At 43.6% G+C, this 26,034-nt stretch carries 29 protein-coding genes; 7 read left to right on the forward strand and 22 right to left on the reverse strand.

Annotated elements, in window-relative coordinates; genetic code table 11:
- The 5 genes from RKD52_RS15905 to RKD52_RS15925 form a co-directional block, all read right to left on the reverse strand.
- Complete coding sequence (locus RKD52_RS15905; RefSeq protein WP_454100465.1) at positions 1–1,071, reverse strand: Ger(x)C family spore germination protein; 1,071 nt, start codon at positions 1,069–1,071, stop codon at positions 1–3.
- The gene (locus tag RKD52_RS15910; RefSeq protein ID WP_454100466.1) at positions 1,068–2,159 is read right to left on the reverse strand and encodes a GerAB/ArcD/ProY family transporter; all 1,092 of its coding nucleotides are present in this window, start codon (positions 2,157–2,159) and stop codon (positions 1,068–1,070) included. The genes RKD52_RS15905 and RKD52_RS15910 overlap by 4 nt, the downstream gene beginning before the upstream one ends.
- Positions 2,160–2,171: 12 nt before the next feature.
- Positions 2,172–3,683: a spore germination protein gene (locus tag RKD52_RS15915; RefSeq protein WP_454100467.1), complete on the reverse strand. Its 1,512-nt coding sequence runs from the start codon at positions 3,681–3,683 to the stop codon at positions 2,172–2,174.
- 85 nt (positions 3,684–3,768) lie between these two features.
- Positions 3,769–4,518, reverse strand: coding sequence for a hypothetical protein (locus tag RKD52_RS15920; RefSeq protein ID WP_454100468.1), 750 nt, complete (start codon positions 4,516–4,518; stop codon positions 3,769–3,771).
- A gap of 163 nt (positions 4,519–4,681) precedes the next feature.
- Positions 4,682–5,533, reverse strand: a complete 852-nt coding sequence (locus RKD52_RS15925) for a DUF1206 domain-containing protein (protein WP_454100469.1) — start codon at positions 5,531–5,533, stop codon at positions 4,682–4,684.
- 166 nt (positions 5,534–5,699) lie between these two features.
- Here RKD52_RS15925 and RKD52_RS15930 point away from each other — a divergent pair, with 166 nt between their 5' ends.
- A complete protein-coding gene (locus RKD52_RS15930; RefSeq protein ID WP_454100470.1) occupies positions 5,700–5,903 on the forward strand; it encodes a hypothetical protein in 204 nt (67 codons plus the stop codon).
- Here RKD52_RS15930 and RKD52_RS15935 read toward each other — a convergent pair.
- The 4 genes from RKD52_RS15935 to RKD52_RS15950 form a co-directional block, all read right to left on the reverse strand.
- Positions 5,888–6,472, reverse strand: a complete 585-nt coding sequence (locus tag RKD52_RS15935; RefSeq protein WP_454100471.1) for a YdcF family protein — start codon at positions 6,470–6,472, stop codon at positions 5,888–5,890. The two genes, RKD52_RS15930 and RKD52_RS15935, sit on opposite strands and share 16 nt — an antisense overlap.
- Positions 6,473–6,595: 123 nt before the next feature.
- Positions 6,596–7,369 carry a TerC family protein gene (locus RKD52_RS15940; RefSeq protein ID WP_454100472.1) on the reverse strand — a complete coding sequence of 258 codons (774 nt, stop codon included), beginning with the start codon at positions 7,367–7,369 and terminating at the stop codon, positions 6,596–6,598.
- Positions 7,370–7,372: 3 nt separating this feature from the next.
- Positions 7,373–7,768, reverse strand: a complete 396-nt coding sequence (locus tag RKD52_RS15945; protein WP_454100473.1) for a sporulation protein — start codon at positions 7,766–7,768, stop codon at positions 7,373–7,375.
- Between the two features lie 11 nt (positions 7,769–7,779).
- A complete protein-coding gene (locus tag RKD52_RS15950; RefSeq protein ID WP_369732362.1) occupies positions 7,780–7,914 on the reverse strand; it encodes an FbpB family small basic protein in 135 nt (44 codons plus the stop codon).
- 352 nt (positions 7,915–8,266) lie between these two features.
- Here RKD52_RS15950 and RKD52_RS15955 point away from each other — a divergent pair, with 352 nt between their 5' ends.
- Both RKD52_RS15955 and RKD52_RS15960 read left to right on the forward strand, forming a co-directional pair.
- Positions 8,267–8,659 (forward strand): DUF948 domain-containing protein, encoded by a 393-nt coding sequence (locus RKD52_RS15955; RefSeq protein WP_454100474.1) that lies wholly within the window; start codon positions 8,267–8,269, stop codon positions 8,657–8,659.
- Between the two features lie 120 nt (positions 8,660–8,779).
- Entirely contained in the window at positions 8,780–9,046 is a 267-nt protein-coding gene (locus tag RKD52_RS15960; RefSeq protein ID WP_369732360.1) for a YiaA/YiaB family inner membrane protein, read from the forward strand.
- 612 nt (positions 9,047–9,658) lie between these two features.
- On the opposite strand, the gene RKD52_RS15965 is transcribed toward RKD52_RS15960, so the two are convergent.
- The 4 genes from RKD52_RS15965 to RKD52_RS15980 form a co-directional block, all read right to left on the reverse strand.
- A complete protein-coding gene (locus RKD52_RS15965) occupies positions 9,659–11,125 on the reverse strand; it encodes a phospholipase D family protein (RefSeq protein WP_454100475.1) in 1,467 nt (488 codons plus the stop codon).
- A 156-nt stretch (positions 11,126–11,281) separates the two neighbouring features.
- Positions 11,282–12,259 (reverse strand): sortase domain-containing protein, encoded by a 978-nt coding sequence (locus tag RKD52_RS15970; RefSeq protein ID WP_454100476.1) that lies wholly within the window; start codon positions 12,257–12,259, stop codon positions 11,282–11,284.
- 138 nt (positions 12,260–12,397) lie between these two features.
- Positions 12,398–13,744: a copper amine oxidase gene (locus RKD52_RS15975; RefSeq protein WP_454100477.1), complete on the reverse strand. Its 1,347-nt coding sequence runs from the start codon at positions 13,742–13,744 to the stop codon at positions 12,398–12,400.
- Between the two features lie 144 nt (positions 13,745–13,888).
- The gene (locus RKD52_RS15980; RefSeq protein ID WP_454100478.1) at positions 13,889–14,605 is read right to left on the reverse strand and encodes a YebC/PmpR family DNA-binding transcriptional regulator; all 717 of its coding nucleotides are present in this window, start codon (positions 14,603–14,605) and stop codon (positions 13,889–13,891) included.
- Between the two features lie 168 nt (positions 14,606–14,773).
- Here RKD52_RS15980 and RKD52_RS15985 point away from each other — a divergent pair, with 168 nt between their 5' ends.
- The 3 genes from RKD52_RS15985 to RKD52_RS15995 all read left to right on the forward strand — a co-directional run bounded on the left by RKD52_RS15985 (position 14,774) and on the right by RKD52_RS15995 (position 16,217).
- Positions 14,774–15,115, forward strand: coding sequence for a general stress protein (locus tag RKD52_RS15985; protein ID WP_369732353.1), 342 nt, complete (start codon positions 14,774–14,776; stop codon positions 15,113–15,115).
- 208 nt (positions 15,116–15,323) lie between these two features.
- A complete protein-coding gene (locus tag RKD52_RS15990; RefSeq protein WP_454100479.1) occupies positions 15,324–15,803 on the forward strand; it encodes an RrF2 family transcriptional regulator in 480 nt (159 codons plus the stop codon).
- 30 nt (positions 15,804–15,833) lie between these two features.
- On the forward strand, positions 15,834–16,217 hold the full coding sequence (locus RKD52_RS15995; protein ID WP_454100480.1) for a nuclear transport factor 2 family protein: 384 nt from the start codon (positions 15,834–15,836) through the stop codon (positions 16,215–16,217).
- A gap of 212 nt (positions 16,218–16,429) precedes the next feature.
- Here the strand turns inward: RKD52_RS15995 and RKD52_RS16000 are convergent, their stop codons facing one another.
- The 4 genes from RKD52_RS16000 to RKD52_RS16015 all read right to left on the reverse strand — a co-directional run bounded on the left by RKD52_RS16000 (position 16,430) and on the right by RKD52_RS16015 (position 21,113).
- Entirely contained in the window at positions 16,430–19,561 is a 3,132-nt protein-coding gene (locus tag RKD52_RS16000; RefSeq protein WP_454100481.1) for an MMPL family transporter, read from the reverse strand.
- Entirely contained in the window at positions 19,558–20,025 is a 468-nt protein-coding gene (locus RKD52_RS16005; RefSeq protein ID WP_454100482.1) for a MarR family winged helix-turn-helix transcriptional regulator, read from the reverse strand. Before RKD52_RS16005 ends, RKD52_RS16000 begins: the two co-directional genes overlap by 4 nt.
- 206 nt (positions 20,026–20,231) lie before the next feature.
- On the reverse strand, positions 20,232–20,741 hold the full coding sequence (locus RKD52_RS16010) for an acyl-CoA thioesterase (RefSeq protein ID WP_454100483.1): 510 nt from the start codon (positions 20,739–20,741) through the stop codon (positions 20,232–20,234).
- A gap of 3 nt (positions 20,742–20,744) precedes the next feature.
- Entirely contained in the window at positions 20,745–21,113 is a 369-nt protein-coding gene (locus tag RKD52_RS16015) for a VOC family protein (protein WP_454100484.1), read from the reverse strand.
- A 205-nt stretch (positions 21,114–21,318) separates the two neighbouring features.
- Here RKD52_RS16015 and RKD52_RS16020 point away from each other — a divergent pair, with 205 nt between their 5' ends.
- Positions 21,319–22,086 (forward strand): SurA N-terminal domain-containing protein, encoded by a 768-nt coding sequence (locus RKD52_RS16020; RefSeq protein WP_454101248.1) that lies wholly within the window; start codon positions 21,319–21,321, stop codon positions 22,084–22,086.
- Positions 22,087–22,188: 102 nt separating this feature from the next.
- On the opposite strand, the gene RKD52_RS16025 is transcribed toward RKD52_RS16020, so the two are convergent.
- From RKD52_RS16025 to RKD52_RS16045, 5 genes are all read right to left on the reverse strand, one after another.
- Entirely contained in the window at positions 22,189–22,752 is a 564-nt protein-coding gene (locus RKD52_RS16025) for a cysteine hydrolase family protein (RefSeq protein ID WP_454100485.1), read from the reverse strand.
- A gap of 753 nt (positions 22,753–23,505) precedes the next feature.
- Entirely contained in the window at positions 23,506–24,333 is an 828-nt protein-coding gene (locus RKD52_RS16030; protein ID WP_454100486.1) for an ABC transporter permease subunit, read from the reverse strand.
- Positions 24,302–25,225, reverse strand: coding sequence for an ABC transporter ATP-binding protein (locus tag RKD52_RS16035; protein WP_454100487.1), 924 nt, complete (start codon positions 25,223–25,225; stop codon positions 24,302–24,304). Before RKD52_RS16035 ends, RKD52_RS16030 begins: the two co-directional genes overlap by 32 nt.
- A gap of 24 nt (positions 25,226–25,249) precedes the next feature.
- Positions 25,250–25,810 carry a CPBP family glutamic-type intramembrane protease gene (locus RKD52_RS16040; protein WP_454100488.1) on the reverse strand — a complete coding sequence of 187 codons (561 nt, stop codon included), beginning with the start codon at positions 25,808–25,810 and terminating at the stop codon, positions 25,250–25,252.
- Complete coding sequence (locus RKD52_RS16045) at positions 25,782–26,030, reverse strand: hypothetical protein (RefSeq protein ID WP_454100489.1); 249 nt, start codon at positions 26,028–26,030, stop codon at positions 25,782–25,784. The genes RKD52_RS16040 and RKD52_RS16045 overlap by 29 nt, the downstream gene beginning before the upstream one ends.
- Positions 26,031–26,034: the final 4 nt, after the last annotated feature.

The raw sequence follows: 26,034 nt of genomic DNA on the forward strand, positions 1-26,034 counted from the left end.
TCATTCCATGATTCCGGCCTGGATCAGACGTACATCTGCGTGCACGTTGAATCGCACTTTTTGACCTATTTTTTTCCAGTCCCTGTATCCCTCCTGGCGGAACTGTTCTTTTATTCCAAGAGGGTCGACATCAAGCTCCTGAAGTTTTTTGAGCAGAGAAAGCATTTCCTCCTCGAGCATTTTTTCTGCTTTCTTTTCAAGTTTTTTTATGTTTGTCTGTTTTGTTAAATCAAGCCCTCCGGCTTCCATCACCCGCCCGTCCATTTTGACTGAGACTGACATCGTGTATCCCGTCATCTCTTTTCGCGGACGGAAGGAAGCTTTTGAGGAGAGATTTTGAATGCTGACCGGGTTCTTTTTTTTCGAATCCACTTCGATTATGCCTTTATTCGTTTTTTCATAAAGGACTTTCATCATGTAGCTTTCCTGCAGATCCAGCTTGCCCGCAAGCTTATCCCCCTTTAATAGGGCAACACCCAGAACCTCGACTGCCTGGTTTTTATTTTCAATTAACGGAAGGAACGGATCGAAGCCATCTCCCCTGTATTGAAAAAGGAAATGATGCAGGTTCATGCTTGGGATTGTGCGGTCCATATTCTGCGAGACAATATCTGTCACATATCGAGACACAGATTCTTCCTGCTTAATATTTGAAGAAAGAATCTCAAAGGCCTTCCCTTCAGAAACACAAAGACTGATATCTCTCCCGATATTCGGATCCCGCTGGAGGTTATCGACAATTGGCCCGATTCCGTATTTCGCTATTTCCTGATCGAAAATAATGATGCCCACCCGACCGACTTCAACCGGTCTTGTGGACTGTGCCTGGATTTTCTGCCTGATGCTTTTGCTTGTTTTCCCAACGGCGGTAAGCACAACATTTTCCGGCTCTGACTGAACTCCCGGCGGTGTGTAGGTTGCGCCGTCTGTTACCTGGAATTCATCTTCTCCGATATAATCGTATCCGACCGCCTGAATTAGCTGCACGTCTTCGAGAACTTTTGAAGTAGGCACGCAGCCCCCCGTAATCAGCATGAGAGAAACAAGTACGGCCGCTTTAAATGCATTCAAATTTGCTTCCTCACTTTCATAATGATCATCTGCAGGATAAAAAGGAGCGGTATGTATCCGTATATCGTATAAAATCCAATCTCGGACATCTTATTATTCAGCCAGTCAATCTGACCCCTGTCTTTTAGAAAATAGCAGGAAACAAACACCGCCGCACTAATTATAATCAGGGCCGTTCTTTGTTTTACAGGCATTATGCGGTTAACCCCTCTGCTCGCGCTCCATAGTCCGATGCAGATATTCGGAAGAACAATAAAGAACCAAATGGAAATTCCAACGTATTCAAAACGTTCAATAACAGTCAGATCGACAATTTTCCAAAGGGTTAATGTAGCCCAAATCGTCGTTTTAAGTTGATCCTGGTCAAAATAGGCGAACGAAACAAGTGCAGTGATTAAATAAATAAAAATGCTGAACAGTACACCATAATGTGCCCACTTCTGAGACTTTGGAGGATCTTTTAAAAAAGGATAGAACATAAACAGGACTTCAAATCCAAGGTAATTGAGTGTCATCGTTTTCGTGGCGCTCAAAAGTTCCTTAAACGATAAATCGATGACCGGCAGCAGGCTGCCCCAATAAGCTTCCCTAATAGGAAAATATTTTATAAACAGCAATGGAATTCCGTAAATGACACCGAGGAAGGCAATGCCTGTAACGATACGAAAGCCACCTGTCACGTAAGAGTAGGCTATTAAAATGATAATTCCGGCAAATACCCAGTGATAGACGTCCGGAAATACCCAGACTTGAATGACTTCGACATAAGTACGGATGAGCACAATGACAAACATCGTATAATAGACAACAAAATAGAGGCTGAACAGCCCGCCGATCCATTTACCGAAGAGGTCATGATGGATGGCGGCTATATCATTTTTTCCCCTGTTTAAAATCTGATAGGAAATCCAGATCAGAACGAGAATGGTCACGCCTGAAAGGATAATAGCCAGCCAGGAGCTGTGACCCGCTGACTTTGCAATGTACCGTTCAAAGCCTAATATCCCAACCCCCACTTGCATGGCATGAATTAAATAAAAGACAAAATAGTTCGAGACTTTTTTATCCTCGTTTGGCAGCGGAAACATCACAGCACCTCCTTATTCTTCAATGTCTGGCTTTCTTTCCTTATGTTTTTTCGTTTCAAACCGAACAGGTGAAGCAGTTCTCATCTGCAGCGGCCTTGTATTCTGCATATAAATCGGCAGCCGGAAGAGAGAATCTTTCAGATCCTTCATTCTGAGCGGATAAACAGGTGCAAGATAAGGACGCCCGAGTGAAGATAGCTTCAATAGGTGGCCAAGAAAGTATGCAAAGCAAAAGGCAATCCCCATCAGGCCAAACAGCTGTGCAGAAAAGATGAAAGGAAAACGGATCAGACGGATGACGTTGCCCATTTGATACACCGGTGTGGTAAAGGATGCAAGGGCTGCAAGGGCAACGATAATAAGCAGCACATTGCTCGTAAGACCTGCCTGTACAGCAGCCGTACCAATAACGATCCCGCCTACGATACCGATGGTCTGCCCGATTTTTGTCGGCAGTCTTGCTCCCGCTTCTCTGAGCAGTTCAATGGTCAGTTCCAGAATAATTGCTTCCCATATAGGGGGAAACGGCACACCGCTTCTTGAAGCAACAAGAGGATTCAGCAGATTCTGCGGAATCATTTCATAGTGATACGTCAGTACGCCTACATACATGGCTGTTGAAATAACTGAGAAAAAGACGGCAAACAGCCGCACAAGCCTGAAGACAGAAGCTATCGGATAGGATAGAAAATAATCTTCAAATGCCGAGAAAAACTCAATTAGCGTTGTCGGCCCGGTCAATGCATGCGGGGATCCGTCAACTAAAATCGTAATTTTCCCTTCAGTAAGAACACCGGCCACCCGGTCAGGCCTTTCAGTATCGATCAGCTGCGGAAAGACGGAGTGATGGTTATCTGCAATAATCTGGGCTATGACAGAGCTGTCGAGAACATTGTCATAGTCGATATCACTGATTCTCTGGACAATCGTCTGAACATTTGCATCATCCGCAATATCTTTTATGTAAAGAACAGCCACTCTCGTTTTTGAAAGTCTGCCTACCTTTATTTCCTCAGAAATAAGCTCAGGGACTGGAAGCCGTTTTCGTATCAAATTTAAATTCGCATCTAGTGATTCTACAAAAGCCTCTTTCGGACCCACGACACTGTATTCCACTTCCGGCAGACTGACTGCCCTTTTCTCAAGTGTAATAGCAGGAATCAAAAGCAGTTCATTCATGTTTGACTTGCACTGAATGCCAATGTTTCCCGCCAAAAGTTTTCCTTGAGCTTTTTCAGCATCGTTAATAATTTCCGAATCATCTATTGGAACCGTTTTTTGCAGATCAAACAGTGTTGCGCCTTTTTCCCCTTCGATAATATGAGGAAGAACATGATCATGCAGCACTTTTCCATCAACAAGCGTCTTATAGTAATGAATATAGTAAGGACATTCCTCTGAATAGCGGTACGAGGTGAAATCTGAAGAAAGCTTGCACTTTTTCAGCAGGCCTTCCATGCTGCTGTCCTGCTTTTGGTCATCAGACGGTCTTTGCGGCGGTTTCTTTTTGAAAAAAGTGAACATGTGCTGGCCTCCTCCCGATCTTTTCAGGAAACATAAAAAAACAAGACATTCTTAAGGTGCCTTGTTTTAGGGAAAAATATGATAGTTAATCCTTCATAAGAAGTTTGACGGTGAGGGAAGAATTCATATAACGGATGTCAGGAAACTCATATCCTGTGTCCGGTGTATTAGTGAAGATCGTTCGAACAGAAATTTCATCCCCTTTTTCAAGTTCAAGCTGTACAACTTTGCCTACCGTTGTCTGCAGCAGATCACCTGATTTAACCGAAAATTTAGCTTCATTGATAAGAGTATTATTTCTGAAGATCCCAAAATCCGCTTCTCCATTTAAAGTCATGACATCGGTTAAGAAAATGATTTCATAAACGCCGTCTTTTTTGATTCTAATCGTATCATCTATAACACTGGATCTCGTTTTATATTCCGGTCCCTCAGAGGTGAAATTCAGTTTTACCCCCGGGACAGCAAAACCGCCAATATCAGCATTGTAAAGCGAACCGAAAGCAATAGGCGGCTTTACTTTCTTTACCACTTTTTTGATAATCGGACGCTTTTCTTTTCTTTGTTCACTTGATTCTGCAACTGCTTCTTCCACTTCTTCTATCGTACCTGCAACTGTTTCTGCGATTGCTTCGATCGTATCTGCAACTGCTTCCGACACTTCTTCAAGTGCATCCGCAACTGTTTCCGACACTTCTTCAAGTCTCTCAGCAACTACTTCTGCTGCCGCTTTTCCAGCTTCCAAGACGCTTTCCACTCCGGATCCAGCCTCGATTTCATTCAAAAAGACAACCTTTACTCTGTCCCTTAATTTCCGATTTGATTTTTTAGACACCTGCATCACTCCCTTATCATAACCTATGCCGGCTGAGGCAGGAGTGACTGTGCGTTTATCCCAGGCGGCCATATACGGTAAAAGCTGCCGCTAAAGCAAAAAAACCACCTGCTTATGCAGATGGTTTCCATTTAAAATATATGTGATCAAAAAAGAACTCGGTTTATTTACCTCCAAAACTCATATGCTCATAGCGTCCGCGGATCATTTCATAAATGCCGTAAAGCATCAGTCCTGCAGCAGCAAGACCGAGCATCCAGCCTCCGTATGGTTTAGAGGCAAGCTCAGCCAGAGCCCCGTCAATTCCTTTTGATTGCTCAGGATTAGCTGTAATAGCTGTTTGAATAAAGAAATAGCCAATCATGGCAAGTACGATTCCTCTTGCAATCAAGCCCGATTTTCCTGAATTTCTCGCAATCTTTCGCTCATGCTCATTCATTTCGCTTACTCTGAATTTATTCATAAACCGTTCTGTATAGCCGTTATAAAGTTCATACAGGCCATATCCCACAATGATGGCTCCAATCAGGCCAATGATCCACTGACCAAAGGGCTGCTGGAGCAGCTTCGCTGAAATCGTTTTTTCAGATCCGCCTCCGCCTGAGCTTGCGTGCATAGCTATCGATATTGCTTTGTAAGCGATGGCTCCATAGATGACTGCACTGACGGCATAGCCTGTTCTCACCAGTATGCCTTTTGTCTTTTTTCCTTTCCTCTCAGGATCAAGAAAAGCTTTTATGAGTTCCCATAAGACATAACCAATCAGGCCGATGCCGATTACCCACAGTAAAATTTCTCCGAATGGCTTTCCAGCCACGGTTTCAAACATGCCGCTCGTTCCGGTCATTTTCCCTCCCAGTCCAAGAGCCGCAAGCAGCGCAAGAACGCCGATTAAAAAATAGACAAGTCCTTTTGCCATATAGCCAAACCGTCCGAACCGCCTTATCCAGGGCTTTGTTTCTTCTCCTGCATCATTCGCCTTTGCCTTGGCTTCCGCCTTTGCAGAATACTCCATATTTATCTCTCCCTCACGTCAGTCATTGTTATCTGACTATACATTTCCCATTGGCAGGCGAAAAGAAACCTGCTGGAAAAAGATACATAACAGCGTTCACTCCATCTGTACAAAATGTCTTGTTTCCGCGTATACTGATAGAAATAATAGCAGGAGTGTGAATGCCATGAGTTTATCTAAAGCAAAAAAACAGCGCCTGAAAATGACGCGCGAAGGAAAACGGAATCCCGAAAGCAGCAGAAGTCCATTTGCTCTGCAGGATTTGAGCACGAAACGGACGAAAACGAAAAAAGAACAGCTTTATAGAGAAAAATATAAGAACCATTCCCGGGACGGCGGAAAAGATGGTTCTTTTTATTTTGCCTCATAGCGTCCTCTTACGTAGTAATTTGTTATCGCTAAGTACTCTCTTGAAAAAGATTTCAAAACGGCGACACTCGGAGTTTTTGCCGGCAGCCCCTCCACATCAAGGCCAAGCTGTTCTGCAGCAAGCAATGAGCGGTAAATATGAAAGTCATTTGTGGCAATCAGTCCCTGTTTTGCGTTTTTTGGCAGTACTTTCTTTGAATATGAAAGGTTCTCAATTGTGCTTGTTGACGCCGATTCCTTTATAATTCTCTTTTCATCAATCCCATGCCCGCTCAATATCCTGCTGATCGCCTCAGCTTCCGTAATCTCTTCCCCCGGCCCCTGTCCGCCCGATGCGACGGCAATTGTCCCGGGATTTCTCTTCATATACTCTGCTGCTGCATCAGCCCGGTACTGCAGTGCGAGAGAAGGCACCGTTCCATTGACTTTTGCACCGAGAATAATGATGTAATCCGCTCCATCTTCCGGCTGCCCGGAGGCTGCTGTATGAATGCTGTAATGGAGAAATCCTGTATAGATTAAGCCTGAAAGAAGCAAGCCGGCCAAACTGTATTTGATTAATTTTTTCATTACCACCATCCGTTTCTCTTGTGTAATCTACCTTCACTATACATGATAAATTTTGGAAAAAGGTAAAGATTTTCTAAAGAAAACACAAAAAAGCATCCATGATGAAATGGATGCTCTTCAAAACTATTGACTGACTTCTGCCGATTCTTCTTTTTTCTCTTTTGACAAAAACCAGCCCGCTGCTGCAATTCCAACGAGTACAACATAGAATGTGATTTTCCACTCGGGGGATTTTGCAAATCCTTCAGGCAGCACAGCGAGTTCAGGATGCGACAGGGTGTAGATGGAAAGCTTTACTCCAACCCACCCGACAATTCCGAAGGCTGCAATTTCAAGACCCGGACGTTTATGAAGCAAGTCGACAAAGTAGTTTGCCGCAAATCTCATAATCACAAGCCCGATAATGCCCCCTGCGAAAATGACGAGGAATTTTCCGCCGTCAAGACCGCCGATTGGCGGCAGGCTGGTGTTTGGAAGCGTGACAGCGAGAGCCACAGCAGCCAAAATGGAATCTACAGCAAATGCGATATCTGCAAGCTCGATCTTCAGTACAGTTGCCCAGAATCCTGATTTTTTCTTATCCGGCTTCTCTTCTTCTTCTTTCTTTTTAAACACAAGTTTTCTTAAGATATGGTTCGCTGCAATAAACAGCAAGTAGAGAGCCCCGATTGCCTGAACCTGCCAGACATCCACCAGGAAGGAGATTGCAAACAAGGAGCCAAACCTGAAAACAAAGGCACCTGCAAGACCATAAAATAAAGCTTTCTTCCGCTGATCCTCCGGCAGGTGTTTGACCATAATGGCAAGCACTAGCGCGTTATCTGCGGCAAGCAGTCCTTCAATCGCAATCAAAAGCAGCAATACCCATCCATATTCCATCAGCATTGTTAGTTCCATCTGTTAGTCCCCCTTTACTACTGTGATAAAGTCCTGATCTTTGCTGATGACACCTTCATCGAAAACCAGCCTCGTGTTAAAGAAGTATGACCTCTCATCGTTTGATTCCGTAAGGTTTTGAGGAAGCCTGAATACGAAATCAATCCGGTTTTGTTCGTCAGCAGCAATTTGCTTTGAGGTTAAAATATTTGACGTTTCAAGCACATTCTCACTCCCGGCAGACAGATCAGCCGCAACCAAATCACAGTCAATCCGCTTCAGCTGCTGCTCAATCACACCGCCTTTTATTAAAAAGTAACCTTTCACACACTCACCGGGACTGAATTCTTCCTTATTCAGGATTAAATCAATTTGAGCAGAACCAATACCTAGAATAGACATATATTTTCTTAGAATCATCTTCATTCCTCCTATTTAAATCCTATTTTTTTCGTGTACTTGTCATCAATGCGCTGTTCAATTTTTTCAAGCTGCGTTTTATCCTTCAGAAGCTCCTCTTTGTTTTCACGAATTAATTTTTCAATGGACCATCGGATTTTTTTCATATACTCTCACACCTCATTTAGGAAATTTCGAATAAAAAAACCTTTGCCTGCATTCGGCAAAGGTTTTTTGTTCTGAAAAACAATAAAGACCTTTACCGGTAATAGGTAAAGGTCTTGCTAACAACGCAATGGTTGCCAATAGAGCCGGAAGCAATTGCTTCGAAGTGACGACACTATTGTAAAAGCTACTCCCCTTTAGGAGGTTCATTTATTCGATTGGTATACTGCTATTTTATAAGAAACCGGCAATGATGTCAACAACTAATCTAAATTTTATAATAATTAGGCGGTTGTCCTTTGAGGCATTTCCGCAAAAAAGAAAACATAGATTGATACAAAAAGGAGGGAAAACATGTTAATCAAATTAAGTGTTGCAGGCGCTTCGGGTGCGTTCATCTGTCTTGCTGTCCATTTGATCGGAACATTAAAAAAAGGGATGGTTACGCTGGATGAAACCAACAAGACGCTTGCAGAAGTCAGAAATGCCGTAAACGGGCTTTCAGAAGAAGCCGAGCAGCTGATTCATACAGCCAATCAGCTAACAACAGATGTTAAAGGCAAAATCCGCACTGTCGATCCGCTCCTTGAATCTGCCCATGACGTCGGTGAAATGCTCCACAATGTCACATCCTCCATCAAGCAGGTCGGAGCTGTCTTTGGAGCTAAACGGCAGCAGCGGACAGAGATTTCGGTCAATGAACCTCCCGTGCGGATCAAAGGACCTCTCAATATAAATGTAAAATAGGTTCACCTCCTCACAATGAAGCTGTAAATATGACAAATAACACGTTTCACTTTAGGGAAATTATGGTATGATATCAGAGTCATTACTGCCATATTACCTATTAAAAGGGAGCGAACTGCCATGCAAAAATACCGAAGAAGAAATACACCGGCCTTTACATTCCTTGCTTACTTTACGTTCTTTGCCGGAGTCGCGCTGTTTTGTATCGGACTGTACAATGCCGATAATCTTCAGCTGAATGAAAAAGGCTACTACATCGCTGTCATGATGCTTGTTGCCGTTGGAGCAATTCTAACGCAGAAAGTTACACGCGACAATGCCGAAGACGATGAAATGATTGCTGAGCAGGAGCGCAAACAAAGTCTTGGAAAATCAATGGATTCATAGAATGAAAACCGGACTAGGGCTATAGCTCGTCCGGTTTTTTTATGTTAAAGTGCTAAAAATGAATCCCAACTTGCTGGCGCCATTCGGCTTAGTGTCGCCACTTTTACCAGAGTTGGATGCTCGTTTGTGGCGTCATTCGGCTTAGTGCCGTCACTTTTACCAGAATTGGATACTCGTTTGTGGCGCCATTCCGCTTAGTGCCGCCACTTTTACCAGAATTGGATACTCGTTTGTGGCGCCATTCGGCTTAGTGCCGCCACTTTTACCAGAATTGGATGCTCGTTTGTGGCGTCATTCCGCTTAGTGCTGCCACTTTTACCAGAATTGGATGCTCGTTTGTGGCGTCATTCCACTTAGTGCCTCCACTTTTACCAGAGTTGGATGCTCGTTTGTGGCGTCATTCGGCTTAGTGCTTCCACTTTTACCAGAGTTGGATGCTCGTTTGTGGCGTCATTCCGCTTAGTGCCGCCACTTTTACCAGAATTGGATGCCCGTTTGTGGTGTCATTTTCCGGATTTTTATTGAACCCCAATTTATTGTTATAACATGTTTTGTCGAAGCCTCTTTTATAGGTACAACTAAAAAACGGCAGCAACAAGCTGCCGTTTCCCATCAAAAACTTGAAATCCCGCTCCACTCTTGAAAGCGGTACATGAATGTCAAAAAGAGCGAATCATCTGCAAATACTTCATAATCCTCTGTGTATGTTCCTGACTGATTTGACCAGAGCTCATCAAAATAGGCTTCCATTTCCTCCATCATCCCTGTATTGGAAGGGCCGGTAATTTTCAGATCTGTCTCAAGATTAAAATTTCCGAGATTGCGCTTCGTAAAATTGGCTGATCCGCCAATGACCGTATCCTCTTCCTCACCCTCAAAAAACATCAGCTTCGTATGATACTGTTCGCCGTTTGTTTTATACCACCGCACCTGGATGTTTCCATCAGATTTTGAAACCAGTTCATGAGCAGCAGGCCTGTTTGGAACACCGTTCTTCTCCCGTCCAAAGGCATCTTTGTTTGCATCAAGTATCAGTCTGACCTCTGCTCCTCTTTCTGAAGCTGCTAGCAGCTCCTTAATGATATCGCGGTCAGATAAATAAAATGCCCCAATTTTAATCTTTTCACCTTTTCCGGTCTGCTTCATTTCGTTTACTAAGTGTTTCTTGATTCTCCCTTCGGTTAAAAGCTGAACATCATAATCTCCCGATTCCGCCTGTGCAAATACAACAGCGCTCTCATCCATTTCCACATCCGTTCCTGACAGGGAAGCGACCGCTTTTTCCGTTTCAACAAGTTCCCTCAGGATCTCTCCTTTTACAGCAAACGCAATATTAGAGTGGAGCGAACTGCCGTCGTGGGGATTGGCGGACGTCACGATTCCTTCTTTTTCAGATACAATGACTTTCCTGTGATTTGCTTTAAAATTTAATAAGTCCAGATAGGACCTGAGTGTGACATCAGGAGAATCAGGACTGAACGCATTCGGAATCCAGCCGCTTCCACCGGTTCCAAACCACTGCAGAAACGTCCTGTGGCCCCCGGAAAAAAAGGGATTCGAATCCCTGAGAGGGTTTAAATCCGTAAAGACAACTTCAATGCCTTTTTCTTTCAGCTCTTCTGCAATCTGTGACGGGTATGATCCATAAAAGGTATTAATGCGGTCGGTAATCACCGTTATCTGGATTTCTTTATCCTTCTGTTTCTTTTCAATTAAAGCGTCTTTAAGGCTGCGGGACAGGGCTGGATAGCTTGCAGACCGGTCGTATTCGTCGTTAAACAAGAACATATCCATCATGATAAACTGGTCAGCCTCTTCAATGGTATCTTCAATCCTGTCAAAAATGACCTGATTATGAGTCACTTCTTCCCCGTTTTCAAACGTCAGATCGTAGAGAAATTCCACCTGCCCGGCATGAATATCACCTTCGTGGGAGATGCCTGCCGGAAGAGGTTTTGTATAATGATAGACGGCTGTGCCAGAAGCCAAAAGGACGAAAAGCAGAAGTGCGCCAAGAAAAACCTTCCTCTTCCGTTTCTTTTTTACGCTTGTTTTTTCTTGTATGACTGTATTGGCCATAATCAAACGCTCCTTAAATAAGTCAATTGGAATTGTAGAATAGTAAATAAACAGACCTATTATATCTAACGTTTTATTAGGTGAAAAGTTTCATTTTTTCAAAAAATACACATTTAAAAACCAGTCTGATCAAATGACAGACTGGTTTTCTGAAGTTTAATTGACCGCTGCTATTTCAGAAGGCTCTGATTCTTGCCCAAAGGCATCGACAGTTGTTACATAATAAGTATGCTCTGCAGCTTTTTCATCCATAAAACTCTTTCTTTCAAGAGCTGATATGCTCGCAATTTGCTCGAAGTTCTCGCCATTTTTGTCTCCTCTGTATACTCTGTAGCCTGCAACCGTATCTTCGCGGACAGCATGCCACGTTACAAATGTTCCATTCACTTCTACAGTATCAGGGGCAGGGGGAGGAACATTCTTTGCCGGTTTCTTTTCCTTTTTTAACTCTGCAAACACGACAAGTCTTTCCTCATGCGTTCCTGCAGAGCGGTCAAACGTTCCTGAACAAGTAATCAAATTTAAATTCTGTCCTTCTGACGTCTGGAAGATTTCATCGATCGGAGCTGATGAACGTTCATAGCTTTCCTGCTTTTTTACGATAAACGTAAGAGCTGTTCCGTTTTGATCCTTTACGATGATTTCGTCGCCCTCTTTTACTTTTTTCAGATCAAAGAAGATGGCAGGACCCGTTTTGCTGTCAACATGTCCTGCAAGAACTGCGCTTCCCTTGCTTCCAGGCTTCACTCCAGGTTCAAACCAGCCGACATTATTAATGTCCTCTGGCACCCCCATCTGACCGTTGTCAAGAATCCCCACCTGTTCAATTGGGGCATTCACATTTATCGATGGGATTTCAACGGTTGCAGGGATGATGCCTTTCATCTGGGCAGTCTCTCTTTTTTGGGCTTCAATCAGCTTTTTCACTTCTGCTTTTAATAAGGTAAATTCATTCAGCGGACGTTCAGACCCATCTGCCCCGGCGGCAGCATTTTCCGTCTGCACAGTCGTTTGCTCTGCTTTTTTGGGGGAGGTATCGGTAGAGGATAATTGAGTTGGGAAAAGCCCGTAACTGTAGCCCGCGAGGATAAAACAGATAACGCTGCTTATGCCGAGTAAGATGATTTTTTTCATTTTCCAATGCACCCCGTTTATAAATCACATAGTTTTGTTCTAATAAGGAAAAAAGAGGGAAAGGATCAGTGCGCTTGCAGCTGATCCAATCTCATGTGTTCTAAAACAGAGCATCCCTCTCATCTCTCTTTTCAGCAATTACTTCTGCTGAGCCGTTTTTCTTCTGAAAAGAACAAGAGCTGCTGCAGCTAAGAGCGAGCCTAGGCCTGCAAATACGGCTGCTGATGCCGGAAGTGCTTCACTTGTTCCGCCGAGTCCTGTTTTTGGCATGTCTTCAGGCATTGCTGAAGCTTCAAATTTATCAGGCATTTGCGTCACAATGGCATTTCCAAGGTTCTGGCCTACACCGAACATGAACTTGTAGCCTTCGCGGAATGACTGGTAAGCTGCATCGTAGTCGCCGGCAACATATTGGTCAAACGTTTGTGTTACAAGTGCTTCGTGCTGCTTAATTGCTGCCTGTGCGTCTTTGGCAGGAAGGTTTTCACCCGTTGCAGCACCAAGGAATGTGCCGAAGTCCATTGCAAATTGATCAAGCTTTGCTTTAGATTCTGTGATTTTCGCATCATCGCCTTCAAGCGTAGCTGCTACAATTTCAGCTTGTGCATTGATGTGGTTGCCCTGCCATACTTTTTCAAACTGTGCCGCACCCTCTTCTCCATATACAGAGCCGATTGCCGCTTTAAAGTCTGCTGTGTTGGCATCTTCTGACCAGCTGACAAAGTCATAATCTTCTGTTTGGTCAAATCCTTTTTGCATGCCTGTTGCTGCCAGTGCAAAGTGTTCGGCAGCCAGACTGTTTAAAGCAGAACGAAGGTCAGCTGCAGGTGTATCGGATTTTGTATTTTCGAATTTTTCAGGCATTTGAGTTGTGATGGCTCCCGCTAATGCGTCACTGATCACATACATATGTTTATATCCTTCTCGGAATGTTTCATTTGCTTCCTTGTAGTCGCCTTCTACGTAGTTATCAAAAACTTCAAGCACCTGGGCTTCATGAACTTTCACTGCCTCTTCAGCTGCTGCTTTAGGAAGCTTTCCTTCTGTTGCAGTTCCAAGGAAGGTTGAAAATTCTTCAACAAATGCCGCGACTTCTTTTTCTGCTTCTGCACGGGCATTTTCGTCATTTCCTTTTGCCGCATTTACAAGATCGGCCGTGTAATTATTATGTTCCCGGAAGATTCGCTCGAATTCAGCTGCGCCTTCTTCCCCGTATACTGAAGCAATGGCAGGAGTCATGTCAGCTGCATTTTGATCTAAAGCTTTGTTTGCTGCCTCTGCATCTTTTGCTCCATCATAGGACTTTGTCATGGCTGTTACCGCTAAAACAAAATGCTCTGACAATAGGTAGTCAAGGTCTGCTCTGAGCTGCGCTGCAGGTGTGTTGACTGTCGGCTTCATTTCCTCTGCCTGGACGGCCGTTCCGAAAGTTGGTACAAGTAAGGATAATCCAAGTGCAGGTGCTAACAATTTTTTGATTTTCATGATTACACGCTCCCTGTCGTTTTTTTAAGTTCGTTTTGAACTTCTTGTACAGGAAACGACAGGATTTTTTAAATGGATCACTTTTTTATTCATTTTTTATCTGGGTATAAAAAAACAGACGGATTTTCCGCCTGTTTTCATCTATTATCCCAGGTCCACGTTGTGGTATACCTGCTGAACATCCTCTAAATCTTCCAGCGCATCAATCATTTTTTCAAATTGTGCCTGAGCATCTTCAGGGAGCTCAACATCATTTTGCGCAAGCATCGTAAGCTCTGCCACGGTAAATTCAGTAATGCCCGCCTGTTTGAATGCTTCCTGAACAGCATGAAATTGGTCTGGTTCAACATAGACAATCACAGAATCTTCCTCTTCAAGGATATCCCGCACATCAAGATCTGCTTCCATTAAAAGCTCCAGCACATCCTCTTCATTCTTTCCTTCAACGCCTATAACGGCAGTTGCATCAAACATGTACGCAACCGAACCGTTAACTCCCATGTTGCCGCCATTTTTTCCAAACGCAGCCCGGACATCGGATGCTGTGCGGTTGACGTTGTTTGTCAATGCATCCACGATGACCATTGAACCATTCGGCCCGAAGCCTTCATAACGAAGCTCATCATAGCTTTCTTCAGAGCCTCCTTTTGCTTTTTCGATTGCGCGGTCAACGATGTTTTTAGGGACGCTGTATGTTTTTGCACGTTCAAGCACCATGCGGAGTGCCTGGTTTGATTCAGGATTCGGCTCGCCCTGCTTGGCTGCTACATAAATCTCCCGGCCGAATTTTGCGTAAATCCGGCTTGTATTTGCATCTTTAGACGCCTTTTTCTCTTTAATATTGTTCCATTTACGGCCCATAATTTTTTCACTCTCTTTCCATTCTTATAAAAATGCCTGTTTAAACAAGCACGTGTATGATTGACATTCAATCTATTATAGCAAATTCCTCCCGTTTTTTTCGAGTACTTGTTTCCTTGTTTCAATCTTTCATAGAGCGGGTACCTTTTTACCATGGAGGCGATAAAGATGAAACCGAAATTCAAAGTTTTTCACGATGATGAACAGCTGAAGGAATCGATTGACAGATTGCGCCATGACGGCATCAGGGACGAGGATATTTACATACTCTCACACGATAATGATCACGTCAGACGCGACCGTAAAGAGACAGATGCCAATAAAATCGGTGTTGGCGTAACAGGTGTCGGAACGGCCATCAAAAACGTATTCAGAAGCAAAGATGACAAGCTCGTTGTTAAAATGGAAGAAATCGGATTCGACACTGAAATGGCCGAAAAGCTTGAGGAAGAACTTGATAAAGGTAAAACGCTTCTCATTGTAAGAAATCAGGATGAAGTGACATTTTAATAATAAAATTGAAGCTCCGGTGAGCATAATATAACCGGAGCTTGTTTTTTTGCATTCGTTCAACACCTGATTATCTTTATCGGCAGATGCCCCTGCATAAGGGTGCAGAAAATGCTTTACTTTTTCCTTATTAAAAGGTAGGATATTAAACAGGGTTAATACGGATAATCATTATCCGCTTTATACACATTCAAAAGGAGATGATAGATTGCATATAAAAACAGGCGTTGAGCAGTCCGTGTATGCTATTTTACTGCTTACATTTCTTCCTGATAAAGCGGTTCTGCCCGGAGATTCGATCAGCACTGAGCTTGGCGGCTCACCCACCTATTTTCAAAAGCTGCTAAGAAAACTGGTCCATGCAGATTTACTGACATCAGTACCGGGAAGCAAAGGCGGGTTTCGTTTAAAAAAATCTCCTGAAAAGATTCGCATTTATGATGTGTACCTGGCGATTGAAGGCAAACAGTCTCTCTACTCATCAAGCGGAATTTTTAACGATATGCTTAACTTGAAAGATAAAGATATTTGTTTATTATCGGACTTGATGGAAGAAGCCGAACATTCATGGCAGTCTGTTTTAAAACAGCAAACAATTGCCATGCTCTTAAACGAAATCCATAAAAAGTGTCCGAAAGAGAACCTGGACAGGCTAAAAGCAAGAGTAGAAGAAAAAATGGTGCTGTGACGTCAGCACAGCTACAATAAGGAGATCATCATGAAAAACTTAAATATATATTTTGATTTATTTGATCAATCACGCACAGACGAACAGGCTTTTGAAGAGCTGATCAGCCTGTTCTCTAATGATTTGGTATTTGTCTTGAACGGCCACAAGAAACAGGGAATTGAGAATTTTAAGCTATTCGTTCAAATGGTTTTCACTGAAAATGCTGATATTAAGCATATGTTTGAAGGCTGGAAAGCAGTCGAAGGTACAGATACATTTGCAACACCCTGGGCAGTATGCGGTAAACGTTCAGCAGGGAGTGTTTTTACTCAAACAGGTAAAGATATTGCAAAACTAAATGATGATGGAAAAATTTGTTATTTAGAAAATATCCCGGATAATGCTTCGATGTTTGATTCGTACAATAGCTGAAAAAAAGCACTTAAGAGTTCCCTGCAATCGGGTGCATTTCTTTAAGAAGAAATGCACTCTTTATTTTGCATAAGTACTGGCTGTCACCAACACCCTTATCCCATTTTCCGACATAAAAAACACACCATTTCACGACAAAATGGTGTGCAGATAAAATCATTCGTTCACAATGGATAACCGGTCAAATTCATCCCAGTCGAACCAGATCTGAATTATTCATTTGATACTCTCTTAAACGGCCACCAGTTTGCAGGTCCGAATGTTTTTACCATAACCGGTATAAACAGCGGCAGGATCACAAGTGCGTATAAGAACAATCCGATTAAAATGATGGAGGCAATCTGCAGCAGAGAAAGCATTCCGGAAGGCATCATTGCAGCGAACGTGCCTCCGAGTATAACGGCTGCTGAAATAATAACTGTCCCCATCTTTTTCATAGACATCAGCATTGCTTCGCCTACTGACAGATCACGGTATTCATTGAAGCGGTCCATCAGGAAAATACTGTAGTCGACGCCAAGCGCAACAAGAATGACAAATCCAAAAAATGGTACGGCCCAGCTTATGCCTGTGTACTGAAGAATGTCTACAAAAATCACTTCATTGATCGCCATGGATGTAAAGTAGGCCAACACGAGTGAACCAATAATGTAGATTGGCATAATCAGAGAGCGGAACATAAAGATGAGAATAATAGAGATTCCCACAAGCATTAAAATAACTGTACGCGAGTAATCTTGTGCAGAAACAGTACTCAAATCTGCGTTTGTGCTTGTAATGCCGCCTACGGCCACATCTGCATTTTCAAGCTTTGTATCCTTTACAGCACGGTTTACAGCTTCTTTAATTTCCGGCACTTGTTCAATCGCTTCATTGGAATACGGGCTTGCTTCAAACACAACATCAAGCGTCATCGTTTTCCGGTCTTCAGACATGTAGGCATCAAGCGCCTGCGCAAATTCCTTGCTGTCAAGAACTGCCTCAGGCAGGTAGAATCCATTTTGGTCAGAAGACTTGGAAAGGCCGGTCAAATAATCCTGTGCAGAACCAATTCCATCTGATACTTGGTTAAGCCCGTCAGCACTCTGATTTAAGCCGTCCTTCAGCTGACCAAGCTGGCCGCCAAGATCTCCAAACCCGTCAAGCAGCTGCTTTTGGCCGGAATTGACTTCTCCAAGCCCGTTTGAAAATTTCGGCATGTTTCCGACAATCTGCCCTTGGCCGTCAGCGAGCTGATTAAGTCCCGCAAGCTGCTGATCAATGCCTTTAATAAGAGCGTCGATGCCGCCAGGGAATTGTGCAAGACCGTTGTTTGCCTGGGTAAAGCCGTTGTTTGCCTTGGTCATGCCGGCAGATACACCAGCCAGATTTTTGTTAAGCTCTGCAGCACCTGCAGAAAGACCTGGTATAGCACCTGTTGCAGTAAGAGTGCCGCCTTTTATCTCCTTGTATTGAGTTTCACTTGCTATTCCTTCATATTTTTCTTCTAAATCATCAAAGTCTTTTAGCTGGATCTGGGCCATGGCATTCGTTACAGCTGCGAGCCCATTTTCAATTTTTACGTATTCTGTTAACAGGGTTTCTATTCCAGTGCCTGCTTTACTGTATCCATTCAATAGCTCTTCATACCCTGCCGAAAGCTTCTCAAGCTCAGCCTTCGTTTTCAATAGCCCATCTTTAATTTGAGCCGAGCCGGCACTGCCCTGGCGGATACCATCTTCAATTTTTACGAGATTTGACTGAACCTCATTAATGCCTGACTGGAGTTCAGACGTTCCCGAGATCAGTCCGTTAATTCCTTCTGTTGCATCATTCAGCTGGGGCTGTGATTTTGACAGCTCGCTGCCGGCCTCGTTCAATCCTTTGCTGATTTCATCGATTCCTTCTTTGCCGTCGCCGAGTCCATCGCTCAGGTTTTCCGCCTGTTTGGCAACGAAGAAGTCTTCAATCGGCTCTCCCGCCGGACGGGTAACGGACCGGACATTATCAACAAGGTCGACTTTTTCGACCTCCTGGCTGATTTTTTCGGCCAATGCTGCATATTCTGCAGAGTCCATTTCTTCATCATTTTGCATAACAATCTGTGTGGGCATGGATTCACCCGGTCCAAAGCTGTCGGCAATGGCATTAAATGCCTTGATCGAGGATACATCCCCGCTGATTTCTTCAAGAGAATCAAATGACAGTTCGCCGTCATAAACGGCCAGAAACGGCACGCAAATCGCTGCAACAATCAGCAGGGAGAGCAGCGGACGGGCAAGCGAGAATCTTCCGAGGATGCTCCAAAGCCTGCTTTCACCATGTTCTGCTTTGCTTTTGGACGGCCAGAAAATCTTCCCGCCAAGCACGGCCATGAAAAACGGCACGATCGTAAATAACGCGATAAGCAACACAGCCACACCTACTGCAACCGCTGAAGCAGACTGGTAGAGTTTAAACTGTGAAAATCCGATGGCAGCAAAGCCGATCATGACGGCAACACCGCTGAAAAAGACCGTTCGGCCCGCGTTTTTATACGTTGCCACGATGGCATCAGTCACTGTTTCACTTACGGCCAATTCTTCTTTAAATCTGCTCAGAATCAAAATACAGTAGTCGGTTCCAATTCCAAATAGAACGGCTACAAGGAAAATCTGAGTGTAGTTCGAGATAGGAAAATCCAATGAATCTACTAAAAACGAAACGATAGACTGTGAAGCAAGATACGTGAAGCCCACCGCAAGAAGCGGGATAATAGGCGCCACGATGGATCTAAAGACAAGAAGTAGCACTGCGAGTATAAAAATAACCGTGATACCCTCTGTCTTTTTCAATCCTTCTTCAGAGCTCTTGATCAAGTCTTCATTGATCATCCAGTTGCCTGTGTAGTCATATTCAACGTCCGCATCGCTGATTGCTTCATAGAGAGCATCTCTCACTTCTTCCGGTTCACGGTCGTTCCATGCGACATTTACAGATGCAAGAATCGCTTTGCCGTCTTTTGAGACAAGCTGTTCTTTGAGGCTTTTTTCGTTAAAATGGGTGAGAATTTCGGTTATACCGAGTTTATCTTCTTCTTTTTCAAGCGTGCGGATTGCCTTTTCCGCTTCGGAAATCTCTGATTTCGTCAGCTTTTTCTCGCTGTAAAAGACAAGTGCCACCGAACTTGAATCTTCCCCGCCTTCTTCTTTTTGCACCTCATCAAGAATTTCAGATGCGTAGGAAGAGGAATAGCCCTCAGGAACATCAATCTGCCCCTTCTCCCGGACCAGGTCCGCCATGTTCGGAGCTGTAAACAGCAGTCCTGCAACAACGGCAATCCATACAATCAGGACAAGCCATTTTTGTTTAATTATCGTATTCACTCAGATTCCCCCGTATGTTTTTCTTTGTTTTCAAGCAGAAGTCTGTTCAGCTTTTCATAGGTTTCAATAAACTGCGTGATCTCTTCGGGATCAAATTTATTAATAAATGATTCTACGAGCGTATGTATGCGGTTTTCCGCTTTTTCAAACAGCTCATGTCCCTTATCAGACAGCGTTAAGTAAACAACGCGGCGGTCATTTTCGTCGCGGTCGCGTTCAATCAGCCCCTTTTCATGAAGACGTGTAATGATGGCCGTAATGGCACTTTTTTTCACATTAAAAGCAGCTGCCAGTTCAGTCGATGTGCAGGTCTTTGCCCCGCTCATGTATCTCAGCATATAGTGCTGATCATTCGTCAGATCACTGCCGATCTGTTCTTTTACTAGCGTTTCCGCGATATTCGTCACAGAATAGGAAACCGCTATGTACCGGTCGACGAGCTCGGTAATTTTGCTGCATGACATGCCCGATTCCTCCTTGTGTGTCAGGTTCTGCATCTATCAAAATTAATAGTTCAACAATTTAACTTTTAACGTATTTAACTATATGGCCCAGTGGTGAAAAAGTCAATGTAGATTCTGTTAAGAATTTAAACAAAAAAAAAGATCCTTAAAAAGGATCAAGTGACACTTAAAAAACGCTTCTGTATAGGATGGACATGAATGATTCCTCAATATTGTTTAATTTGTTCAGAGAAGGCAATGCTTGCTTTTCTTCTTGATTTTCTGATCTGCGAGCGCTCATCACCGGAGGCGAATAAGTATTTTTCCTCATCAGATTCCGGGAAGACAGCCGGAACTTCTTTTGGCCGGCCATTCTCGTCAAGTGAGACGAACGTGATAAAGCTTGTTGCTGCGACCTTTGACTTCCCGCTTTTTAAATCTTCTGCCGTTACTTTTACAAACACTTCCATCGATGATCTTCCAGTGAACGTCACAAATGATTCAAGATGCACCGCATCTGCCGGACGGATCGGGTGCAGAAAATCAACCGAATCCATGGAGGCCGTGACGCATTCTGTTCTGCAGTGCTTGGATGCTGAAATGGATGCTACAACATCGATATAGGCCATCAGCTTTCCTCCAAACAGGGTCTGATGATTGTTTGTATCCGGAGGCAGCACGCGGTTTGTCTGAAAAACGCGTGACTCTGAACATGGTTTTGGAGGCATTTTAGCCATTGATTAATCTCCTTTATGTAAAGAATTCTTTCTTTCTACAAAACCGAACCCGATGCCTGCAGGGTCTGTTGCATACGCAAGATAAAAGTCATCAAATTCCATCTTTTCTCTGACGATTACAGCTCCATTCCTTTTAGCAGCGGCAAGTGTCTGATCAATTGAATCTACTTCTATCTGAATTCTTGTTCCATGAGGAAAATCCTCCGGTCCTTTGCTGATTCCGCCGTTTATTCCCGTTGCACCCTGTTCTGTCTTTACCTGTCTGTAATCCCAGACCGGCTCGCCAACATCCCATCCGAACACCGACTCGTAAAATGCTGCCGCTTTTTCCGGATGTTTGCTGCTCAATTCAAAACCGACCACTTTTCCCATATGATTGATTCCCCCTTTTCCAACACCCATATTCTAACATATCTTAAGACATTTTTTAGCTCGTAAAAAAGGTTTCAATCGTATTACATCTCGTTACAACTGCCCCATAAGGTTTCTTTTTCAATTCATTTCCTTTATAATGCGCACTAGATGATTTTTTTTTTAGAAAAAATTATACTTCTAGCTTAAAGGAAGGAGATCGATGATGAAAAAAATAATGTTTTCACTCATAACAGGTCTGATGGCCGTTGTTTTAGCCGCATGCGGAGGCAACGAAGAAAGCAAAGAGGCTAAAACAGAAGATAAAGCAAAAACAGCCGAAACCGATCAGCAGAAGGAACAGCAAAAGCAAATGGAAGAAATGCAGAAAAAATTAGAAAAGCAGCAAGTGGATGAGAAGAAGACGGTCGCTCTCGTTAATGACGAAGAGATTCTTGGAAAAGACTACAACAGCGTCCTTCAGGCAACACAGGGACAAATGCAGCAAATGGGACAGGATCCAACGTCCAAGGAAGCTGCCGAGCAAGTGAAAAAGCAGACGCTTGACAGCTTAGTCGGACAAACCCTTCTTTTGCAGGAAGCCGAGAAAAAAGGCTACAAAGCATCTGATGAAGACGTAAAAAAACAACTTGATGAAACGAAAAAACAATTCAAAACAGAAAAAGAATTTGAAGCAGCACTCAAAAAATCCGGCATGGACATGAAAACTCTTGAATCGCAGATTGCAGGTGACATTAAATTCAGACAGTATATCGAAAAAGAAGTGCCTGCAGGCGAAATCTCTGATGAAGAGATTCAAAAAACGTATGACCAGTACGCAGAGCAAGCAAAAGCAGCTAAGCAGGAAGTACCTAAGCTCGAGGAAGTAAAACCGCAAATCGAGCAATCACTGAAACAGCAAAAACAACAGGAACTTCTAGCTCAAAAAGTAGAAGAACTGAAGAAAAACGCAAAAATTGATCTTAAGATTTAATGAAGAGACCCCCGCTGATATGTCAGAGGGGGTTGTTTTGTGGTTATACAGTCTGAGGACCAGTTAACCTGGTACGATTTGATTGACGGAAACTTTAAAGAACTATCCCAAGTCTTCAATGAAGGTATTCTTGAATAAATGAGAGGATTCAACAATCGCAACCCCTTTTGAATGCATGTACTTTAAAGACTTCTCTTTTCTTGTATCACTCATGCTTGCTATTGCATCTTTTACAACTGTTGCAGTGAATTGCCTGCGGATGGAATCGAGTGCAGTTGCAGCTACACAGGCTTCTGCAAACAAACCAACAATAACTAAGTGTTTAATACTGTTAGCCGTTAAATATGAAACTAGCTCCGGATTGCTTAACGCACTTGATTTGCTTTTCGAAAAATAACGATCATTCACCCTCAGAAGCCTCTCATCCAGTTCAGCCCCCTCGCTTCCTTTTAATGCTGATTTCTTTGTTAAAAAATTGGAAATGAATTGTTTTGGTTCATATTCATTGCCAATATACACAACGGGCAGTTTTGTATGATCAGCTTTCTTTACAATGTCATTTACATTTTCCAGCATCGGTTCAATGTGATGTCCTGCTGCGGGCATTCGAGCTTTTTTGCCGATAAAGCCCTTTTGAATATCAAGTACAAGTATAGCTGTATCCATTTATTCGCTCCCCCTTGTTTGATTAGTGCCATTAGCTTTGAGATTTTTCTGCTTGAGGGTTCTTTTCTGCCGGATAAGTGACATCAACTCTGGGATTGCTCCGCTTGAGGGTTCATTTCTGCTGGATAAGTGCCATCAACTCTGAGATCTCTCTGCTTGAGGGTTCTATTCTTCTCGATAAGTGCCATCAACTCTGGGATTTCTCAGCTTGAGGGTTCTATTCTCCCGGATAAGTGCCATCAACTCTGAGATCTCTCTGCTTGAGGGTTCTATTCTTCTCGATAAGTGCCATCAACTCTGGGATTTCTCAGCTTGAGGGTTCTATTCTCCCGGATAAGTGCCATCAACTATAAGATTTCTCTGCTTGAGGGTTCTGTTCTCCTGGATAAGTGCCATCAACTCTGAGATCTCTCCGCCTGATGGCACTACTCTTCCTGATTTGTGACCTTCACGACCTGGAGCACGGTCACGAAGGGCACAATCCTTCCTGATTTGTGACCTTCACGCCTTGGAACACTTCACCAAGGGCACAATCCTTCCTGATTTGTGACCTTCACGCCATGGAATACTTCACCAAGGGCACAATCCTTCCTGATTTGTGACCTTCACGCCATGGAATACTTCACGAAGGGCACAATCCGGCCGTTTTTTTGACCTTCACGCCCTGAAACACTTCACGAAGGACACAATTCTACCGGACAAGTGCCATCAACTCTCAAGTCAGAAAGTGCTCCGTTTAAAATTTCAGCAACATCAATGAATCTGCTTTTCAAACAGCATATACCGGTCGCTGAACTTTGCCATTCTGCTTATCAGCAGCAAATTCACAAGGAGCAGGCCTAGCCCGATTAAAAACGTGACTCCAGACCCTACTAAAAAGAGCCCGCTTGCCTGACCCGCCATCATGGCGACCACCGGCAGGACAATGACCCCTCCGATGTTCTGTGCTTCCTGATACGTCTTCACCCGTGAAGAGATCAGCACGTTCAGCAGGACTGTCAGCAGGGAAACCATCGGAGACAGCCAGAAAATAAGAACAAGCCAGTTGGCGGACGGGAAAATCATTTGTCCGTACAGCTGATAGCCGAGACTGTTGATAATGATCCCGCTTAGAACAAAACTTGCAAACGATACAAGCAGCGAAGGCAAGAATGATCCAATGATCTTGCTCACAAACAGCGTTTTGACAGACACTGGCGAAAACAGGAGACTTTCAAGTGTTCTTCGCTCTTTCTCTCCAACAAAACTGTTCGCTGCGACTACGCTTGCTGTAATAATCGGCACGAGGAGAAAAAGAGACGGAAGCATGTAATTTAAAAATAAAAAGACAAACTGCTGTTCAACTGTTTCAAAAGCAATACTTTCCCTGTTCAGCTGGGTCATGAAGCTCGCGATCATCCTCTCCGCATCACTGCCGGCAAGTTCCTCAAGATCTAAAAAGAGAGCGGCAGAGAGAATGGCTGCAGGGATGACGCTTGAAAAAAGAACAGGGATAATGATCAGTACGGCAAACAGGTTCTTGCTGCGGATAATGTCTCTCAGGTCTTTTTTAATGATGGCCTTCATGATTGTGCTGTTCATTGTGCATCTCCCTTACTTTAAAATAGATGGCCTCAAGTCCGCTGTTAACCATCTCAGCTGAATAAATGGAATGCTTTTTCAAAAGTTCCCTCAGCAGCCCTGAAATGTGTTCTTTAGAAGGAAGAGTGAATACCGCTTCTCCTGGTTTCAGCTGGTCAAAAGGAAACCTGGCTGCATCCCTTTGAATCATAGCCGGCTCCGTTATTACTTTCACTTTGACCTCATTCAGGTATTTACCTGCTAGCTCTAATGCCGTACCCTGTTCAACAATCGTCCGGTTTTCAAGGAAAGCAAAAGAGTCGCAGACAGGTTCAAGCTGATGAAGAACATGGGAACAGATGATGATGGTTGTGCCTGTTTCTTTGTTGTATTTTTTCAAATAGGAAAGGACCATTTTGATGCCGTCCGGATCCAGCCCGTTTGTTGGTTCATCTAAATAAAGTAGCTTTGGTTTATGCAGGAGTGCTTTCGCCAGCGCAAGACGTTTTTTCATGCCTGTGCTGTAGGTGCCTGCAGGTTTGTCTTTATGTTCGGCAAGGTCAAAAAGCTCAAGCAGTTCTCCAGTTCTTGATTTTTCTTTTACACCGTATAAATCAGCAAAAAACGCAAGATTCTCCTGGCCGCTTAACTGGTGATAGAGGCCGGCACTTTCCGTCACAACACCGGACAGCTTCCTGATTTCATCTCCGCTTGAGGCAGGATCATGGCCAAAAATGGAGATTTCACCGCTGTCGGGCTTGATGACGCCATTCAGGATCCGGATAAACGTCGTCTTTCCCGCACCGTTCGGACCGAGCAGCCCGATAATCCTTCCTTCTTCCGCTTTAAAATTCACACCATTCAGCACTGTGTGACTCCCAAATGATTTTGATACATCCGTGACCTTAATCATATCTGTCAATCTCCTTTTCTAACATTAATAGAATAGCGGAATAAACAGCAGCTGCATGGAAATATGGGCAAACATATGAGAAATAATTGCGTATTCGAATCCATTTTTCCAATACAGATAGCCGAAGAAAATTCCCCCAATGCCATTAAGCAAAAAGCTTCTGAACACGATTAACCCTGTAAGCTCGCCGAACACGACGAATGTAAAGGGTAAATGCAGCGCAGCAAATCCCAAAGCAGCAATGAGGATCGCTGCCCAGTATACGGTCTTGCCTGATGTTCTGAAAATCTTGCGGAATCCCCATACAAGAAAGGAGACAAAAAACAGGCGGAGAAGTGTTTCTTCAAAAACGCCTCCTCCTACTACACCCGCAGCCAAACCGAGCCATGAAAATTCAGGACTGAACTCATTTAATTGCAGAATGCGGTTTTCAAAATAAAAACGATCCGAAGCAACAATAAGAAACCCTGTTATTCCACCAAAGATGACAGCAAGCACAAAAGGTTTACCTGCAAACGATTTGTTTTGCCCTTTTTCAAAAAAAGACTGCAGAATGTCAAACGAAAAAACCCGTTTTGCGTGCAAGATGAAACCCGGTCCAGGCTAACAGGAAACTCATCAAAAACAGCTGCGCGGAAAAAGCCAGAGACATAATCCCCACCTGCATATCCGCTGTCATTTTTTCAAATTCGCTTTGCGGCAGCGCTGAATTTAAGGTCTCTAATTGGTAAGGCAGCAGCAAAAAACCTGCCCCAAAACATATGACGCCGATAAACAATGCAAGCTTCATTTCCAATTTTTTCATAAGA

It is taken from the genome of Metabacillus sp. SLBN-84 (genome assembly GCF_053629595.1).